General features: G+C 72.5%; 16 protein-coding genes. 5 read left to right on the top strand and 11 right to left on the bottom strand.

Annotation, left to right across the window (positions count from 1 at the left end):
* Window positions 1-136: 136 nt before the first annotated feature.
* Complete coding sequence (locus tag ACFYX3_RS16960) at window positions 137-370, bottom strand: hypothetical protein (protein WP_389013734.1); 234 nt, start codon at window positions 368-370, stop codon at window positions 137-139.
* Window positions 371-529: 159 nt separating this feature from the next.
* Here ACFYX3_RS16960 and ACFYX3_RS16955 point away from each other — a divergent pair, with 159 nt between their 5' ends.
* Window positions 530-979: a MarR family winged helix-turn-helix transcriptional regulator gene (locus ACFYX3_RS16955; protein ID WP_389013731.1), complete on the top strand. Its 450-nt coding sequence runs from the start codon at window positions 530-532 to the stop codon at window positions 977-979.
* A gap of 13 nt (window positions 980-992) precedes the next feature.
* Complete coding sequence (locus ACFYX3_RS16950; protein ID WP_389013728.1) at window positions 993-2,588, top strand: MDR family MFS transporter; 1,596 nt, start codon at window positions 993-995, stop codon at window positions 2,586-2,588.
* 93 nt (window positions 2,589-2,681) lie between these two features.
* On the opposite strand, the gene ACFYX3_RS16945 is transcribed toward ACFYX3_RS16950, so the two are convergent.
* From ACFYX3_RS16945 to ACFYX3_RS16905, 9 genes are all read right to left on the bottom strand, one after another.
* On the bottom strand, window positions 2,682-3,455 hold the full coding sequence (locus ACFYX3_RS16945) for a TetR/AcrR family transcriptional regulator C-terminal domain-containing protein (protein WP_389013725.1): 774 nt from the start codon (window positions 3,453-3,455) through the stop codon (window positions 2,682-2,684).
* A 35-nt stretch (window positions 3,456-3,490) separates the two neighbouring features.
* Window positions 3,491-4,993, bottom strand: coding sequence for an MFS transporter (locus tag ACFYX3_RS16940; protein ID WP_359512671.1), 1,503 nt, complete (start codon window positions 4,991-4,993; stop codon window positions 3,491-3,493).
* A gap of 91 nt (window positions 4,994-5,084) precedes the next feature.
* On the bottom strand, window positions 5,085-7,229 hold the full coding sequence (locus tag ACFYX3_RS16935) for a glycosyltransferase family 39 protein (RefSeq protein ID WP_389013721.1): 2,145 nt from the start codon (window positions 7,227-7,229) through the stop codon (window positions 5,085-5,087).
* Complete coding sequence (locus tag ACFYX3_RS16930; RefSeq protein ID WP_376592993.1) at window positions 7,226-8,485, bottom strand: glycosyltransferase; 1,260 nt, start codon at window positions 8,483-8,485, stop codon at window positions 7,226-7,228. The genes ACFYX3_RS16935 and ACFYX3_RS16930 overlap by 4 nt, the downstream gene beginning before the upstream one ends.
* Window positions 8,486-8,510: 25 nt before the next feature.
* Window positions 8,511-10,043, bottom strand: a complete 1,533-nt coding sequence (locus ACFYX3_RS16925; protein ID WP_389013718.1) for a sensor histidine kinase — start codon at window positions 10,041-10,043, stop codon at window positions 8,511-8,513.
* Window positions 10,044-10,109: 66 nt separating this feature from the next.
* Window positions 10,110-10,865, bottom strand: a complete 756-nt coding sequence (locus ACFYX3_RS16920) for a response regulator transcription factor (RefSeq protein ID WP_389013715.1) — start codon at window positions 10,863-10,865, stop codon at window positions 10,110-10,112.
* Between the two features lie 84 nt (window positions 10,866-10,949).
* Complete coding sequence (locus ACFYX3_RS16915) at window positions 10,950-11,822, bottom strand: amidohydrolase family protein (protein WP_389013712.1); 873 nt, start codon at window positions 11,820-11,822, stop codon at window positions 10,950-10,952.
* Entirely contained in the window at window positions 11,815-12,150 is a 336-nt protein-coding gene (locus ACFYX3_RS16910; protein WP_389013709.1) for an antibiotic biosynthesis monooxygenase family protein, read from the bottom strand. Before ACFYX3_RS16910 ends, ACFYX3_RS16915 begins: the two co-directional genes overlap by 8 nt.
* Window positions 12,151-12,224: 74 nt before the next feature.
* Window positions 12,225-13,052 (bottom strand): DUF2797 domain-containing protein, encoded by an 828-nt coding sequence (locus tag ACFYX3_RS16905; RefSeq protein WP_389013706.1) that lies wholly within the window; start codon window positions 13,050-13,052, stop codon window positions 12,225-12,227.
* A gap of 66 nt (window positions 13,053-13,118) precedes the next feature.
* Here ACFYX3_RS16905 and ACFYX3_RS16900 point away from each other — a divergent pair, with 66 nt between their 5' ends.
* The gene (locus ACFYX3_RS16900; RefSeq protein WP_389013703.1) at window positions 13,119-13,523 is read left to right on the top strand and encodes a hypothetical protein; all 405 of its coding nucleotides are present in this window, start codon (window positions 13,119-13,121) and stop codon (window positions 13,521-13,523) included.
* Here ACFYX3_RS16900 and ACFYX3_RS16895 read toward each other — a convergent pair.
* Window positions 13,508-14,317 (bottom strand): Bro-N domain-containing protein, encoded by an 810-nt coding sequence (locus ACFYX3_RS16895; protein ID WP_389013700.1) that lies wholly within the window; start codon window positions 14,315-14,317, stop codon window positions 13,508-13,510. The two genes, ACFYX3_RS16900 and ACFYX3_RS16895, sit on opposite strands and share 16 nt — an antisense overlap.
* Before the next feature lie 142 nt (window positions 14,318-14,459).
* Here ACFYX3_RS16895 and sigJ point away from each other — a divergent pair, with 142 nt between their 5' ends.
* Together sigJ and ACFYX3_RS16885 are read left to right on the top strand one after the other, a co-directional pair.
* A complete protein-coding gene (gene sigJ, locus ACFYX3_RS16890) occupies window positions 14,460-15,407 on the top strand; it encodes an RNA polymerase sigma factor SigJ (protein ID WP_389013697.1) in 948 nt (315 codons plus the stop codon).
* Window positions 15,408-15,499: 92 nt separating this feature from the next.
* Window positions 15,500-16,687 (top strand): NAD(P)/FAD-dependent oxidoreductase, encoded by a 1,188-nt coding sequence (locus ACFYX3_RS16885; protein WP_389013694.1) that lies wholly within the window; start codon window positions 15,500-15,502, stop codon window positions 16,685-16,687.
* Window positions 16,688-16,694 lie beyond the last annotated feature (7 nt).

The raw sequence follows: 16,694 nt of genomic DNA, 5'->3' as shown, positions 1-16,694 counted from the left end.
GGGCGGGCCCCCCCGCACCATTTTTTTCACAACAGGTGGGCGTGGGGGGGGGGGGGGGGGGGCCCACCCCCCCGGGGGGGGGGGGGGGGGGGGGCCCGCCCCGCCCCCCCCCCGCCCCTTCTCCGTGATGTCGAGGTCAGCCCAGTGCCAGCCAGGCGACGGCCGCCAGGACGACGATCACCGCGACGACGCCGACGATCAGGCCGACCTTCGGGCCGCCCGACTGGGCCGTGGCCTGCGGCTGCCGCTGCTGCGGGGTGCCCTCGTCGACGAAGGCGCGGAACATCTGGGTGCTGCCGGCGGGGTCGTAACCCTCGGGGCCCTGCGGGGGCTGACCCTGGCCGTACGGTGCTTGGGGGTTGTGTGCCATGGGCCAGGACCCTAGCGAAGTCGGGGTGGGGGGCCCAAGCCCCGGCTCCGACGATCCGGCTTTGCCGATTCTTTAGCGCCGTTTGACCGATTTAGTTTGCCTGAAGCAACCATCCATCTCTATGGTTGCCCTAAGCAACAAGATGGACGGGGGTGCCCGATGGCGACACGGAACAGGTACGAGGAACTCGCCCGCTCGGTGAGTGCGATCGGAGCCGTGAAGCGCGGACTCGCCCGTGCCCTGCCCGTCGAATGCCAGGGCGGCTCGGCGGCCGTGCTCGCCCTGGTCAAGCACCACGGCGACATGCGGATGAGCCGCCTCGCCGAACTCATGGCCGTCGACATGTCCGTGTGCAGCCGCCATGTGGCCCACACGGTGGAACACGGCTGGATCGAGCGCCTGCCCGACCCGGACGACAAGCGCTCCCGCATCCTGCGACTCACGGAACCGGGCCACGCGATGCTCGGCGAACTCGACCGCCGGGTGACCGAGGCCTTCTCCCGCCACCTCGCGGAGTGGTCCGACGACGACGTCGAACTCCTCACCCACCTGCTGGCCCGCCTCCGCGAATCCTTCGGGGACTGCCGGGCCCAGGCCCACCACGCTTGAGAAAAGGAAGTTCATGGCTACGACCACGCCCGACACCGGTGCGCGGGACGGCGTCACCGGTACCGGCGGTGGCGGCGACTCCGCCCCGATGACGCACCGGCAGATCATGGAGGCGCTGTCCGGGCTGCTGCTCGGCATGTTCGTCGCCATCCTGTCCTCGACGATCGTCTCCAACGCCCTCCCCCAGATCATCACCGACCTGGACGGCGGCCAGTCCGCCTACACCTGGGTGGTCACCGCCTCCCTCCTGGCGATGACCGCGACCACCCCGCTCTGGGGCAAGCTCGCCGACCTCTTCTCCAAGAAGCTGCTCGTCCAGATAGCCCTGATCGTCTACGTCACGGGCTCGATCGTCGCCGGTCTCTCGCAGAGCACCGGCATGCTCATCGCCTGCCGTGTCGTCCAGGGCATCGGCGTCGGCGGTCTGACCGCCCTCTCCCAGATCATCCTGGCCGCGATGATCGCCCCGCGTGAGCGCGGCCGTTACAGCGGCTACCTCGGCGCGACCTTCGCCGTCGCCACCGTCGGCGGCCCGCTGCTCGGCGGCGTCATCACCGACACCGACTGGCTCGGCTGGCGCTGGTGCTTCTACGTCGGCGTACCCTTCGCGATCATCGCCCTGATCGTCCTGCAGAAGACCCTGAAGCTCCCCGTCGTGAAGCGTGAGGTCAAGGTCGACTGGGCCGGCGCCGTCTTCATCAGCGCCGCCGTCTCCCTGCTGCTCATCTGGGTGACCTTCGCGGGCGACAAGTACGACTGGATGTCCTGGCAGACGGCCGTCATGGTCCTCGGCGCGATCGCCCTCGGCGCGGTCTTCGTGCTCGTCGAGTCGAAGGCGAGCGAGCCGATCATCCCGCTCCGCCTGTTCCGCAACCGCACGATCACCCTCGCCTCGCTCGCCTCGCTCTTCGTGGGTGTCGCGATGTTCGCCGGCACGGTCTTCTTCAGCCAGTACTTCCAGCTGGCGCGGAACGAGTCGCCGACGATGTCCGGCGTCCTCACCATCCCGATGATCGGCGGCCTGTTCGTCTCCTCGACCGTCTCCGGCCTGATCATCACCAAGACCGGCCGCTGGAAGGCCTGGCTGGTCAGCGGCGGCGCCCTGGCGGCCGGCGGCCTCGGCCTGCTCGGCACGATCCGCTACGACACGACGTACTGGCACATCGCGCTGTTCATGGCGGTCCTCGGCCTCGGCCTCGGCATGATGATGCAGAACCTGGTGCTCTGCACCCAGAACCAGGTGGCCCCCGCCGACCTCGGCGCCGCCTCCTCCGTCGTCACCTTCTTCCGCTCCCTGGGCGGTGCGGTCGGCGTCTCGGCGCTCGGCGCGGTCATGGCCCACCGGGTCACGGACTACGTCAAGGAGGGCCTGACGGCGCTCGGCCCGAAGGCCGCGGCGGCCATGGGCCAGGGCGGCTCGGGCGGTGGCATCCCGGACATGGACAAGCTGCCGGCCCCGATCCGCACGGTCATGGAGGACGCGTACGGGCACGGCGTCGGCGACGTCTTCCTCTACTCGGCGCCGTTCGCGCTGCTCGCCTTCGTGGTGACGCTGTTCATCAAGGAGGTCGCGCTGAAGAGCAACGCGGCGAAGGCGGAAGCCGAGTAACAGAGCTCCCGGGCGCGCTTCGAGCGGAGGCGCGGCCGGGTCCGGTACGGAGCGGCGGGCAGGGGACGGCCCGCCGCTCCGTCATTTCTGCCGTCAGGCGCCTTCGGCCTCGCGCGCGACCATGACCTCGATGCCGGCGATCAGGACGTCCAGGGCGTGGTCGAAGTCGCGGTCCCAGATGGCGCTGACGCTGCCGTGCGAGGCGCGCTCGTCGAGGATCTCCTGCATGCCCTCGATCTGGGGGCTGAACTCCGGGTCGTCCCGGAAGGCCTTCACCGAGTCCACGTAGAACTCGTCCTGCGACATCCCGGCCTCCGCCGCGCGCCGGCCGAACTGGGACTCGATCGTCCCGTAGCCGTACACGAACTGGAAGACCGCCGACATCGCGCCCGGCTGCCGGTCCAGCGAGAGGCCGGTGTCGCTGACCGCCTGCTGGATCTTGTACGCGACGGCGATCGCGTTCGGGCCGATGTTCAGGTACTGGCCGGCGCTCGGCGACATCCACGCGTGGCGGACCAGCATCGCCCGGTACTCCCGGGCGAGCACGCGGATCCGGTCCTGCCAGTCCCCGGCGGCGTCGATCGCCGCCAGGTCGAACTCGCCGTAGACGCTGTCCATGGCGAACTCGATGATGTCGTCCTTGGTGTCCACGTACCAGTAGAGGGACATCGCCGTGACGCCCAGCTCGGTCGCGAGCTTGCGCATCGACAGCTTGGCGAGGCCCTCCTCGTCGAGCATCCGGATCGAGGCGGCGACGATCCGGTCCCGGTCGAGACCGGCCGGGCCGCCGCCGCTGCGGGTGGCCCGCTTCTCCAGCCACACGCTGGAACGCGCCGGGTTCTTGGCCCGATCGGCTGCCTTGACCATCGCGTTCCTCCGTCTGTCAGCTGTCCGTCACCATGCTAGGCAGCGACCGGCTGCTCGGCGGCCAGGGCCTTCTCCGCGCGCTCGGCCCGCTTGAGCAGGGCCGCCGCGAGCAGACCGCCGGCGAAGACGGCGATCGCGCCGACCAGCTGGCTGGTCTGGAGGCCGGTGGCGAAGGCGTCGGAGATCTGCCGGCGCTCGGCCTCGCCGCCCGCGGCGGCCAGCGCGGCCGGGAGCGAGCTCGCGGTCACGGCGACGAGCGCGGCGAAGCGGGCGTTGAGCACGGCGCCGAGGACGGCGACGCCCAGGCCGTTGCCGAACTCGGCCAGGGTGCCGTTGATGCCGGCGCCCACGCCCGCCTTCTCCGGCGGGATCGCGCTCATGATCGCGTTGGCCATGGCGGGGTTGGCGACGGCGAGGCCGATGCCCATCAGGACCAGGCCGAGGAGCATGCCCCAGTAGGTGCCGTCCGTGCCGCCGCCGAGCAGGGCGATCGAGGCGAGCCCTGCCGCCACCAGGGTCATGCCGACGGCCACCGTGGGCGAGGTGCCGAGCTTCATCACGATCCGCGGGCCGACACCCGTGAGGTTGAGCGCGACGACGGTCAGCGCGAGCGGCGCCATCCGCAGACCGGCTTCGAGCGGCTCGTAGCCGAGGACGAACTGCAGGTGCTGGGTGAGCAGGAAGAGCGAGCCGCCCATGCCGAACATGACCAGGATCGCGCCGGCGACCGCGCCCACGAACTTCTCGTTGCGGAAGAAGTGCATGTCGAGCATCGGGTACGGGGTGTGCAGCTCCCACAGCGCGAAGGCGGCGAGGACGACGGCGCCGATCGCGGCCGGGACGAGCACCTCGGCCGAGGTCCAGCCGTGCGCGGGGCCCGTGATGATCGCGTACACGGTGGAGGTCATGCCGATGGTGGAGAGCAGCGCGCCGAGCAGGTCGGGGCGCTCGCCCTGGGGGTTCTTGGACTCGGGGACGAGCTTGAGGACGGCGACGAGCGCCACGACCGCGACCGGGATGTTGATCAGGAAGATCATTCCCCACCAGTAGTGGTTCAGGATCACGCCGCCGATCAGCGGGCCGCCGGCGAAGCCGAGGGAGGCGACGGTGGCCCAGATCGCGATGGCCTTGACCCGCTCCTCGTCGCCGAAGATCTGCATCACGACGGCGAGGGTGGTGGTCATCAGGAGCGCGCCGCCGACGCCCATGCCCGCGCGGGCGGCGATCAGCTGCGCGGTGGAGCCGGCGAGGCCGGCGGCGAGCGAGCCGAGGCCGAAGAGCGCGAGACCGGCGGCGAGCATCTTCTTGCGGCCGTAGCGGTCGGCGGCGTTGCCGGCGGTGAGCAGCAGGCCGGACTGGACGAGCGAGTACGCGTTGATCATCCACTGGATGTCGGTGGTGGACGCGTGGAGCTCGGAGGTCAGCGAGGGGATGGCGACGCTGAGGACGGTGTTGTCGAGCAGGACGGTGAGCTGGGCGAGGCAGATGACGCCGAGGATCAGCCAGCGCTGGGGATGGCTGCCGGTGGTTGCTGTCATGAAGCGCGACTCCTTGTACGGTGTACGAGGCCAAGGCTCGTACACCGTACAAGGACTCTCGTACGCTGTATAGGGATTATTTGGATAGGGATTATTTGGTCGCGGTCAGGTCGTAGAGGGTGGAGCTGCCGACGGTGACCTTCTCGAAGGTGGCCGTGACCCACGCGGAGATCTCGGAGCTTGCGCTGGAGCCGCCTGCGCCACCCATCTGCATGCGGTCGGACGAGACGAAGTAGTGGATCTTCCCCTCGGCGACGTACCGCTTGAACTGGTCGAGCGTCGGGGACGGGTCGCTGCCGTTGAAGCCGCCGATCGCCATGACGGGCTTCCCGGTGGCGAGCTGGTAGCCGGCCGCGTTCTGCGCGCCCACGGCCGCCGCGACCCAGGTGTAGTCGTCGGCCTCCTTGAGCAGGGCCTCCTTGGCCTTCGTACCGACGCTCGCGCCGTTGAGCAGACCGCCGGGACCGCCGCTGAAGTACATACCGGCCTGTCGGCTGCCGGGGCCGCCGCCGACGGGCCGGCCGTTGGCGGGCGGCTGGCCGCCACCCGGGGCCTGACCGTTGCCGGGAATCTGACCGCCCACGCCCGGGGCCTGGCCGCCGCCCGGATTCTGGCCGCCCGGCATCGGGCCGAAGGCCACCCGGCCGTTCATCGGCCCCCGGCCGCCGCCCATCGCGCCGCCCGGGCCCGCCGTCACGATCGAGCCCTGGTGTCCGGCGTTCACCGTCACCACGGTGTACGCCAACGGCCCCGCGAGCCCCGCCGCCAGGCCCAGGCCCGCCACCGCGAGGCCCAGCCGCCGGTCGACCCGGCCCGCGAAGAGCAGCCCGAGCGCCGCCACCGCCCCGGCCACCAGGACCGTCCAGCGCAGCCACGGCAGCCAGTCCGGCGTACGGCCGAGCAGCGTCCAGGCCCACCAGGCCGTCACCGCCACCGCCGCCGCGAGCGCCGCCGAGGCGGGCCACCGCGTCCGCTCCTCCCACAGCACCGCCGCGCCCATGCCGATCAGCGCCGCGAGGTACGGGGCCAGGGCCACCGTGTAGTACTCGTGGAAGATGCCGGCCATGAAGCTGAACACGGCCAGCGTCGTGAGCAGCGAACCGCCCCACACCAGGAACGCGGACCGCGCCGTGTCCGTCCGGGGCGCCCGCCAGGTGACGACGAGTCCGGCGAGCAGCAGGAGCAGCGCGGCCGGCAGCAGCCAGGAGATCTGACCGCCCACCGCCTCGTTGAACATCCGGCCGATCCCGGTCTCGCCCCAGCCACCGCCGCCGCCGGGGCGGCCGGGCAGTTCGAGGCCGGCCGGCAGGTTCTCGGCCATCCCGCCGGGACCGCCCGCACCGCCCCGGCCCCCGCCGCCGACGCTGCCGACCTCGTTGCCGTTGATGCGGCCGAGGCCGTTGTAGCCGAAGGTCAGCTCCAGGAAGCTGTTGTGCTGCGAGCCTCCGACGTACGGGCGGGAGGACGCCGGCCACAGCTCGACCAGGGCCACCCACCAGCCCGCCGAGACCAGCATCGCGAGCCCGCCGAGGGCGAGCCGGCCGAGCCGCCGCACGAAGCCGCCCGGCGCGCACACCACGTACACGAGGGCGAGCGGCGGCAGGATCAGGAAGGCCTGGAGGGTCTTCGCGAGGAACGCGAAGCCCAGGGCGGCCCCGGCCCACACCAGCCACTTCGCACTGCCCGGCTCCCGCTCCAGGGCACGGAGCACGCAGTACACCGCGACCGTCATGAGCAGCGCGAGCAGCGCGTCCGGGTTGTTGAAGCGGAACATCAGCGCGGCGACCGGCGTCAGCGCGAGGACCGCGCCCGCGATCAGACCGGCACCCGCGCCGAACCGGCGGCGGACGGCCGCGTAGAGCACGGCGACCGTGCCCACGCCCATGAGCACCTCGGGCACGAGGATCTGCCAGGAGCCGAGCCCGAAGAGGCGGACGGAGAGGGCCATCGGCCAGAGCGCGGCCGGCGGCTTGTCGACGGTGATGGCGTTGGCCGCGTCGAGGGAGCCGAAGAAGAAGGCCTTCCAGCTCTCGGAGCCCGCCTGGACGGCGGCGGAGTAGAAGGAGTTGGCGTAGCCGGAGGCGCTCAGGTTCCACAGGTAGAGCAGCGCGGTCGCGGCGAGCAGGGCGAGGAGGGCGGGCCGGACCCAGGGGGCGTCCTCGGCCCGTCCGCGCCACAGCCGGGCGAGCCGGCCGGTGCGGGGCGCCGCGTGGACGGCGGTGGGCGCAGTGGTCATCGTTCGTTCCTTGCTGAGGCGCGGTCCGGGAAGACCCAGAGCCGGAAGAGGAGGAAGCGCAGGACGGTCGCGGCGAGGTTGGCGACGATCAGGACGGCGAGCTCGGTGGAGTGCGCCGGATCGCCGGTCGCCGCGCCGAGGGCGGCGAGCGAACCGCTGGTCAGGGCGAGGCCGATGGCGAAGACCACGAGCCCCTGCGCCTGGTGGCGGACGGCCCGGTCCCGGCCCCGCACGCCGAAGGTGAGCCGCCGGTTGGCGGCCGTGTTGGCGACGGCGGAGACGAGGAGGGCGGCGGCGTTGGCGAGCTGCGGACCGAGGCCGAGCCGGAAGGCCGAGTACAGCGCGAGGTAGAAGAGCGTCGACAGGACCCCGACCACGCAGAAGCCGACGAGCTGGCGGGCCAGGCCGCCGGGCACCCCGTTCAGGTCACGGTCCCGGGGGTCGTCGCCGAACGGCCGGGCGAGCCGGTCCAGGGGCAGCGAACCCGTCGCGAGGGCCCGCCCCACCCGCCACACGCCCTTCAGGTCGTCGGTCGCCGTCCGCACGATGTGGACGGTCGAGTCGGGGTCGTCGACCCAGTCGACCGGCACCTCGTGGATGCGCAGACCGGCCCGCTCGGCGAGGACCAGCATCTCGGTGTCGAAGAACCAGCCGGTGTCCTCGACCATCGGCAGGAGCCGCTCGGCGACCTCCCGCCGTATCGCCTTGAAGCCGCACTGCGCGTCGGAGAACCGGGCGGCGAGCGAGGAGCGCAGGATCAGGTTGTAGGCGCGCGAGACGAACTCCCGCTTCGGCCCGCGCACCACCCGCGAGGAGCGGGAGAGCCGGGAGCCGATCGCCAGGTCCGAATGGCCGGAGATGAGCGGTGCGACCAGCGGGAGCAGGGCGTTGAGGTCGGTGGACAGGTCCACGTCCATGTAGGCGAGGACGGGCGCGTCCGAGGCCGACCACACCGTCCGCAGCGCCCGGCCGCGGCCCTTCTGTTCGAGGCGTGCGGAGCGCACCTCGGGCAGCTCGGCCGCGAGGGCGGCGGCGACGGCGGGCGTCGTGTCGGTGGAGGCGTTGTCGGCGACGGTGATGCGGAAGCCGTACGGGAAGGTCCTCAGAAGGTGCGCGTGGAGCCGGCGGACGCACGGCTCCAGGTCCTTCTCCTCGTTGTAGACGGGGATCACGACGTCCAGGACGGGCCGTCCGGTGTCGCTCACCGGCAGGTGCTCCCGGGCGGGGAGGGCTTCCCCGATGGTGTGGGTTGGCATGCACCGACACTCGCCGGGGCCGCTGTCACGGCTGTGTGATGAGCCTGTGGCCTGTCTGTGAGTCCTGGTCGGCCGGCAGACGGACGGTGAAGACGGTCCGGCCGGGGGCGCTCTCGACGCCCACGTCGCCGCCGTGCGCGAGCACGACCGCGCGGACGATGGCGAGGCCGAGGCCGGTGGATCCGGCGTTCCGGGAGCGGGAGGCGTCGCCGCGCGCGAAGCGCTCGAAGACGGCGGGGAGCAGCTCGGGCGGGATGCCGGGGCCGTCGTCCTCGATCTCGACGAGGACGGCCGGGACCTCCGTGCGGACCCGGGCGGTGACCTCCGTGCCGGGCGGGGTGTGGGTACGGGCGTTGGCGAGGAGGTTCACCAGGACCTGCTGGAGCCGGGCGCCGTCGGCCCGTACGGCCGCACCGTCCGTGGGCAGTTCGAGGCGCCAGTGGTGCTCGGGTCCGGCCGCGCGGGCGTCGCTGACCGCGTCCACGACGAGCGGGACGAGGTCGGTGGTCTCGTACGAGAGGGGGCGGCCGGCGTCGAGCCGGGCGAGCAGCAGGAGGTCCTCGACCAGGCCCGTCATCCGGGTTGCCTCGGACTCGATCCGTCCGAGGGCGTGCCGGGTGTCGGGGCCGCACTCCTCGCGTCCGCGCCGGGTCAGCTCGGCGTATCCCCTGATCGAGGCGAGCGGGGTGCGCAGTTCGTGGCTGGCGTCCGCGACGAACTGCCGCACCCGGGTCTCGCTCTGCTGGCGGGCGTCGAGGGCCGAGTGGACGTGGTCGAGCATCCGGTTGAGGGCGGCACCGACCTGGCCGACCTCGGTGCGCGGGTCGGCCTCCGTCTCCGGGACGCGCTGATGGAGCGCCACCTCTCCGCTGTGCAGCGGGAGCCGGGCGACCTGACGGGCGGTGCCGGCGACCCGCCGCAGCGGGCGCAGGGCGATCCGGACGAGCACCGTCCCGGCGAGCGAGGCCGCGACGAGCCCGGCACCGGTGACGCTCAGCTCGACGAGGACGAGGGTGGAGAGGGCGTCCTCGACCTCGGCGAGGGAGATGCCGGTGAGGAACTCGCCGTGCAGTCCGGCGGCGTACTCGACCCGGTACGAGCCGAGCCCGCCGGGCAGGTCGACGGTGTGCGGCCGGCCGTCGCGGGGGACGGCGGCGAGCGCGGCCCGCTGGGCCGCGTCGAGTTCGGTGACCCGTATGTTCCGCTCGTACGGCCCGCTGCCCCCGGCCTCCTTCGAGTACCCGGCCGAGGTCACCTCGCCGCCCTCGATGACCGCGCCGAGGGTACCGAGGGGAGCGCCGGGCCCCGCGACGAACGCGAGGGGTTTCTTCTCGGCGACCGGGTCGAGCGGGCCGGGCACGGGGGCCACGGCGACGGGCGGGCCGGCCGCCCGGTCGGCGACGGCGTGGACCTGCTCGTCGGCCTGGTCGTACAGGTACGAGCGGAACGCGATGGTCGTCACCGTCCCGATCACGGTCGCGACGACCGCGATCAACGCGACCGCCGAGACGACGAGCCGCGTCCGCAGCGACCAGGGCCGCCGGGCGGCTCTGAACACGGGGCCTCTGCGCACCGAGCTTCTGCGCACCCGGCCTTGGAGGACCGCGCCTTCGAGCACCGGGCCCTACTCCCCCGGCTTGATCAGATAACCGGCCCCGCGCCGGGTGTGGATCATCGGCGAGCGTCCGGCATCGATCTTCCGGCGCAGGTAGGAGATGTAGAGCTCGACGACATTGGCCTGGCCGCCGAAGTCGTACGACCAGACCCGGTCGAGGATCTGCGCCTTGCTGAGCACGCGGCGCGGATTGCGCATGAGGTAGCGCAGCAGCTCGAACTCGGTCGCGGTGAGATGGATGGAGTCGCCGCCCCGGGTCACCTCGTGGCTGTCCTCGTCCAGGGTCAGATCGCCCACGGCGAGCAGCGACTCGCTGCGCGTCTGTGCGGCCCCGGACCTGCGGATGAGGCCGCGCAGCCGGGCCACGACCTCCTCCAGGCTGAAGGGCTTGGTGACGTAGTCGTCGCCGCCGGCGGTGAGCCCGGCGATGCGGTCCTCGACGGCGTCCTTCGCCGTCAGGAACAGCACGGGCACGTCGGGCAGTTCACGCCGGATCGAGCCGAGCAGGCTCAGCCCGTCGGCGTCCGGGAGCATGATGTCGAGGATGACGGCGTCCGGCCGGAACTCGCGCGCGGAGCGGAGGGCGGCGGCCCCGTCCCCGGCGCTGCGGACCTGCCAGCCCTCGTAGCGCAGGGCCATGGAGAGCAGCTCGGCGAGCGAGGCCTCGTCGTCCACGACGAGGACACGGACGGCGGTGCCGTCGACGCGGAGCATGTCGGCGTGAGTGCCGGTGCGGGCGCTGGTGCTTCGGGTGGTCACGGTCATGGCAGCCACGGTGGCGGCCGCCGCTGAGAGGCCTCTTTCCCTTTCCTGTGAATTCCCTGAGAAAGGGCCTCGTGGTTCAGCTGTTCACCGTTTCACGTGAAACATCGCGGCTCCGTTCTCGTACAGGACCCGCCGGAGCCAGTCGTCGCCGAGCCCGAGGCGTTCGAGGGCGTCGAGCTGGTGGACGTACGGATACGGGATGTTCGGGAAGTCCGAGCCGAGGAGGATCCGGTCGCCGAGGTCGAGGAGCCGCTTGCGCTCGGCCTCGGGGAAGGGCGCGAGCCGCTCGCTGAAGTCGGTGAAGGCCATGGTGGTGTCCAGGTGGACGCCCTCGTAGCGCTCGGCCAGGTCGAGGAAGTCGCTGTACTCCGGCATCCCCATGTGCGCGACGATCACCCGCAGCCGGGGGTGCCGGGCGAGGAGCCGCCCCATGGGCCCGGGCCCGGTGAAGTTCCCCGGGCTGGGACCGGAGCCGCAGTGCACGACGGCGGGGGTGCCGCTGTCGGCCAGAGCACCCCAGGCGCCGTCGAGCGCGGTGTCGGCCGGATCGAAGCCGCCGACCTGGAGGTGCACCTTGAAGACCCGGGCGCCGGCGTCGAGCGCCTGGTGGACGTACGCGTCGACGCCCGGCTCGGGGAAGAAGGTCGCCGTGTGCAGACAGTCGGAGGTGCGGGCCGCGAAGTCGGCGGCCCAGGAGTTCAGCCAGGCGGCCATGCCGGGCTTGTGCGGGTAGAGCATCGCGGTGAAGGCGACCGCGCCGAACCCGCGCAGGAGGGCGAGCCGGCGCTCCTCCTCCTCGCGGTAGGTGATGGGCCACTCGACGCCGGTCAGGGGCCCGACGGCGTCGAAGTACGCCCAGACCTTGTCGAGGACGTTCTGCGGCATGAAGTGCGTGTGCACGTCGACGAGCCCGGGGATCCCGAGCCGCTCGACGATCCCGCGGCCCTCGCTAGTCACGCGCGTACCCGTAGCTGCGCTCGACCTTCCCGATGTGCACGCTGTAGCTCTCGTACCAGTGCTCGCGGCCGTACTCCTTGGCCGCCCGGTGCTCGGGGTGCCGCGCCCAGCTCTCCAGGGACTCCAGATCGCGGAAGTACCCGACGGTGATGCCGATGCCGCCGGGGGTGCGGGCGGATTCGTAGCCGAGGAAGCCGGGGATCTCCCGGACGAACTCCTGCATGCGGACGGAGGTCTCGGCGTAGCCCTCGGGGGACTCGGGACGGACGGACGTGAAGACAGCGGTGTAGTAAGGCGGTTCGATGCCCGCCACGAGCTTCTGGGTCATGTGATCACCCTCGCGGGGCGGGCCGGGGGATGTCCACGGCCCCCGGCCAAAGGGATCCAAGACTTTACGAAGCCTCAGAACAGCCCTTCCTGCGCAGCGGAATCGACCACGGTCAGGGGAACGACCGGGACGGTGAAGGCACTCCCCTCCCCGGCCGGCTCCAGGACCCAGCCGCCCATGAGCCGGGTGTCGAGGGCGAGGCAGCGCCCGTCGGGGGCGAGGAGGTGCAGGTCGGGCCCGGCGGCGGCGAGCAGCCGCCCGGCGACGACGCCACCGTCGACGAGCTCGGCGACCGTGCCGTCGAGGCGCGGCAGCCCGTCGAGACCGAAGACCCCCGCGTGGTCGTGTGCGGCGAACTCCAGGGGCTCCAGGGTCTCCGTCCAGCCGCCGACCGCGCGGGCGCGCCGGTACAGCTCCTCGACCTCGCGGGCCCGGTCCCCGGCCGGCGGCAGGGCGTGCCGGGCGGCCCGCTTCCGCTCGTACGCCACCCGGTCGGGCACGCCGAGGGCCTGCCGCAGCACCTCCTCGGTGCGCCGGGCGGCCATGAGCGGGCCCCGGCCGAGCCAGCCGAAGGTGACGGCGCCCTGCTCCAGGAGCCGGGCGTCACCGCGAGCCTCGGCGGTGATCCCCACCTTGGTCATCCCGGGCCCGAACCAGGCCAGGTAGACGCGGTACGGCTGCGGGTCGTCGGCGATCGTGTCGGCCGCGACGGAGTGGGCCCGGTCGAGCCGCGCGCACTCGGGACACCGCCCGCCGGTGGCCCGCCCGGGAACGACGGCGTCCAGGGGGCAGGGGTTCCCGCGGGCCCCGGGGCACCGCCGGACCCCGACGGCCCGAAAGGCGAGCCGCTGCCCATGGGTGAGCGCACTGACACGCCCACCCCGCCACCGCAGCCCGGGCACCCCACCACCCCACCCGATCCCCCGAACCCGCCACTCCACGCCGCCACGCCTCCCTAAGCTCCCCGAATGCCACCCAGTCTCCGCCACATCCGCTTCCAGTCCCCGACGAGAGGCCCGCGCGGCCACCACCCCGGCGTCTTCGGCCTGGCCAACGCCCTGGCCGGGGAAGGAAGGCTCTCCCACGAGGAGTGGACGATCTGGCGCGCCTCGAACGACTGGTACGACGCGCACTTCCCGAACCCGGCGGCCGTGGACCCGACGGTCTACGACCCGGCGGTGAATCCGGGGGCCGCCGCCTGGTTCCTGCCGACGGCGACCGAGGCGCTGGCCCGGGTCGCCCCGTACCTGCGCATCCTGCGGGACCACGGCGTGCCCTGCGTCCGCCTGGAGTCGGCGGACCCGGGCCGGATCGTGTACGCGGACGCGTACCAGGTGGTGGCGGTGGGCCCGGCGGGTCACGGCAGCACGTAGATGCGGGTGCCGTCCGGGGCTGGGCCGCCCACCTCGCGCATGTAGCCGCGCTCCAGGAGGAGGCGGACGCAGGCGTGGACGCGTTCGCAGGAGAGGCCGGTGCGGTGGGTGACGTCCTGGGGGCGGTAGCGCACCCCGCCCCGTACGAGCGCGGGTGCCAGGCAGGTGGCTACCGTCCGCATGTCGCCGGTGATGGCCCAGGACTCCACGAGCGCCTGCGGGGTGAGCGTGACGGCGGCGCCGGTGCGCTGGCGGGGCACGGCGAGCCGCTCCAGGGAGTCGGCGACCCTGGAGAGGCTCTGCCGGGTCTCGCGGAGCAGCTCCGCGTGCTCGGCGTACGCGAGGGACTGCTCGTCGAATCGCCCTTCGAGCCGTACGAGGACGTCGACGAGCTCCGGCGGCAGCAGGAACCCGGCGTGCACCGGCGAGGGTTCGAGCCCGTATCCGCCGTATCGCTGGACCGCCGCCACGACCCCCGCCGTCCACGCCCGGAACGGCCCGGCCTCCGGTGTCCGGCACGCCCCGACGAGCTGGACGAGCCCCTCCAGGCTCACCATCCGCGTCGAGGCCCGGATCCCGGAGGCCCGGATCCCGTCCCCGCTCAGGTCCCGCGCCGCCGCCAGGCACTCCTCGGGGAGCGTCACGGTCCGCAGCGCCTCCCGCGTCCCCGCGTACCCCAGCCGTTTCGCCACGTCCACCACCGGGAACCAGTGGGTCCCGTCCGGCGCGGTCAACCGCCGCAGGCGTGCTCCGGTGGCGGCGTGCACCAGGTCATCGATGTCGATCGCGTCCATCGATCATCACCTCCGCCTCGCAAGCTAGGCCGAGGGCATATTCAACTGACATGCAAATCAGACAGGTTCACCCAAAAGGGGAGGGCTCCCAGGTCGGCAACCGGTCGCCCGCGCGCACCCCTCCCGCACTAAAATCCGCACCATGGTGCTGACCATGGACGACGTGGACCGGTTCGAGGCTTCCAGGCCCCGCCTGGAGGCGATCGCCTACCGCCTGCTCGGCTCGGCGAGCGAGGCAGAGGACGCCGTGCAGGACACCTTCCTGCGCTGGCAGGCCGCCGACGTCGACCTCATCGAGGTCCCCGAGGCCTGGCTGACCAAGGTCCTCACCAACCTGTGCCTCAACCAGCTCACCTCGGCCCGCGCCCGCCGCGAGACCTACGTGGGCGAGTGGCTGCCCGAACCGCTGCTCGCCGGCGACCCGATGCTCGGCCCCGCCGACACCGCCGAGCAGCGCGAATCCGTCTCGTACGCCGTCCTCGCCGTCATGGAGCGCCTCTCCCCCAACGAGCGCGCGGTGTACGTGCTCCGGGAGGCCTTCGACTACCCGCACCGGGAGATCGCCGAGATCCTCGACATCACCGAGGCCGGCAGCCAGCAGATCTTCCACCGCGCCAAGAAGCACGTCGCCTCCGGCAAGGCCCGCACCGAGATCGACGAGGCCGAGGCCCGGCGGATCGTCGAGGAGTTCCTCGCGGCCGCCACCAGCGGCCGCACCGAGCCGCTCGTACGGCTGCTCACGGGCGACGCCGTCTCGATCGGCGACGGCGGCGGCAAGGTCCCGGCGCGCGCCCGCGCGTTCGAGGGCGCGCTCGCGGTCGCGACGTTCATGCGGGGCCTCTTCAAGCCGAGCATCGCCAAGCGGAAGGTCATCGGCGGTTCGCCCGACGTCTACGCGACGACGGCGAACGGCGTCCCCGCGATCGTGGCGGTGCTGGACGGCCGGGTCGTCGGCGTCATGTGCCTGGAGGTCACGGCCGAGGGCATCACGGCCTTCCGCAACCAGGTCAACCCCGACAAGCTCGAGCGTGCGACGAGGCACTGGGCGGCGTCGGACCACGGCGCCCCGCTGCTGGCGGCAGCCTTCTAGGGGCACGTGACCCAGGTCACACCACCCACCTGTCAGGAATCGCGGGGCTGCCCGGTTCAAGGGGCGAAACCACGCGAGACAGGAGCAGGGACATGCAGCAGCACCGGATCATCGTCCTCGGGGCCGGCTACACCGGAGCCATCGTCGCCGGACGCCTCGCCAAGCAGCTCCACCGCGAGGACGTCGCCATCACCCTCGTCAACGCCGAGCCCGACTTCGTCGAGCGGGTCAGGCTGCACCAGCTGGCGGTCGGCCAGGAGCTCGTGCACCGGCCCTTCGTCGAGATGTTCGCGGGTACGGGCGTCGAGCTGAAGCTGGCGACGGTGACGGCGGTCGACGCCGAGCGCAGGACCGTCTCCGTCACGACCGGAACCGGCGCCGAAGACCTGACCTACGACACCCTCGTGTACGCCCTCGGCAGCGGCTGGAACACCCAGGGCGTCCCCGGCACCGCCGAGCACGCCCACGAGCTCTCCAGCCGTCCGGGAGCGCTCCGGCTGCGCGAGCGCCTGGCCGCCCTGGAGGCCGGGCAGAGCGTGGTCGTCGTCGGCGGCGGCCTCACCGGCCTCGAGGCCGCCACGGAGATCGCGGAGGCCCGCCCGGACCTGGCCGTCACGCTGGCCGCCCGCGGTGAACTCGGCGACTGGCTCTCGGAGAAGGGCCGCCGGCACGTGCGGAAGGTCTTCGCGGACCTCGGCGTCACCGCACTGGAGAACACCTCGGTCACGGCCGTCGAGGCGGACCGTGTCACCACCCCCGAGGGCCCCGTCCCGGCCGCGGCCACCGTCTGGACGACCGGCTTCGCGGTCCACCCGATCGCCCGCGCCACCACCCTGGACGTCACCGAGACCGGCCAGATCATCGTCGACGGGACCATGCGTTCGGTCTCCCACCCCGACGTGTACGCCGTCGGCGACGCGGCCCAGGCCATGGGCCCGGGCGACAAGCCGCTGCGGATGTCGTGCGCCTCGGGCACCCCCATGGCCTGGCAGGCGGCCGACGCCATCGCGGCCCGCCTGACCGGCGGCAAGCTCCCGAAGACGCCGCTGCGCTACTTCAACCAGTGCATCTCGCTGGGGCGCAGGGAAGGCCTCATCCAGTACGTCACCGCCGACGACCGCTCGGTCGGCGCGGCCCTGACGGGCCGGCTCGCCGCGCGCTACAAGGAACTGGTCTGCAAGGGCGCGGCCTGGGGCGTGGCCAACCCGAAGATGGGCATCCCCACCCGCCGCCGCCACGTCCTCGCCAGCCGGCCCGCCCCCGCCGAGGCCACGGCCTGACCCCGCC

Origin of the sequence: Streptomyces sp. NPDC002463 (assembly GCF_042889835.1) — a bacterium.
GTDB lineage: Bacteria > Actinomycetota > Actinomycetes > Streptomycetales > Streptomycetaceae > Streptomyces > Streptomyces nymphaeiformis.
This window is presented reverse-complemented; position numbering and strand designations above follow the sequence as displayed.